We start from the raw sequence: 1,144 nt of genomic DNA on the forward strand, positions 1-1,144 counted from the left end.
GGTCGAGCCAATAGTTGCCCTGGTTGACCAGCTGCTGGGTGGCCGAGGGCGACTGCGCCGCCAGCGGCGCGGCCAGCACCGACAGGCCCAGCAGGCAGAGCGGTTTCAGCGTTTGGCGGAACATGGCGTACTCCAGGCGGGTTGCAGGCGCCCGTCGGCGGCGATGCGGTAGCGGCGATCGACCCAGCCCTTGCCGAACAGCACCAGGCAGCGGTCGTAGTAAGGCAGCGAATCGGCGGCTGCGCCGGAGGCAGGCACCAGCGTAGCCTGGGCGCGGACCAGGGCGCCCTGGCCGTGCGCGGCCAGGTACGGCAGCAGCGCGGCGGCGAAACCCGGCGGCGGCGTGCCGATGCCGACGCCGTTGCGCACGTCCACCTTCTCGGCGAACGCGCCCTGCGCGCGCAGCATGCGCAGCGGCCCGGACAGCGCTTCCAGCAGCGGCTTGCGCAGCGGATCGGCCGGATGGGTGATGCCGGCCCACAGGGAGGTGCGGATGGCGTCGTAGCTGCCCATCGGCCCCTTGTCCGGATCGGTGACGAAGGCGCGCCCGTTCCAGCGGATCCAGTCCGGGGCGAAGCCGTTGGGCGCGGCCTGGCGCAGCAGGGCCACGCTGCGCTCGGCCAGCTTCGCCCACGGTCCCTTGGGGTCGGCCAGGGCGAAGCGGCGGAACGCGAACAGCGGCAGGTAGCAGGGATTGAGGGTCCAGGAGTCGCCGTGGGCAAAACCGCGGTTGCCCGGCAGCAGCATGGTGCCGAAACCGGGCAGGTCCACCACCTCGGCCTTGCGCATCAGCGCCAGCACCTGGCGCCCGGCCGCGGTGAAGCCCGGGCGGTTCCACAGGCGCCCGGCCTCGAGCAGGGCGTAGGCGATCCACAGCTCGCCGTCGGCGGCGGTGTTGGGGTCCAGCACCCGCCAGCTGCCATCGCCCGCCCGCCCCCACAGCCAGGCCGGCAGGTTGAGGTCGGCGCGGCCGCCGCTGAGGTGGCGGCGGGGCCAGGCCAGGATCCGCTCGAACAGCAGCTGGTCGTTGTCGACCAGGGCGAAGAACAGGCCGTAGGACTGCGATTCGGAGGTGCTGCGCAGGTCGGGATTGGCGAAGTCCACCACCCGCCCGTCCTGCTCGACGTGGCGGGCGACGAACGCC

At 72.9% G+C, this 1,144-nt stretch carries 1 protein-coding gene; it reads right to left on the reverse strand.

Features of this window, described 5'->3' with window-relative positions; translation table 11 throughout:
- Positions 1 to 105 precede the first annotated feature (105 nt).
- A partial coding sequence (bcsZ, locus tag B351_RS0101600) for a cellulose synthase complex periplasmic endoglucanase BcsZ (protein ID WP_019397310.1) occupies positions 106 to 1,144 on the reverse strand: 1,039 nt, incomplete at its 5' end.

Source organism: Pseudoxanthomonas sp. GW2, from assembly GCF_000283075.1.
In the GTDB taxonomy this organism is placed as follows: Bacteria; Pseudomonadota; Gammaproteobacteria; order Xanthomonadales; family Xanthomonadaceae; genus Pseudoxanthomonas.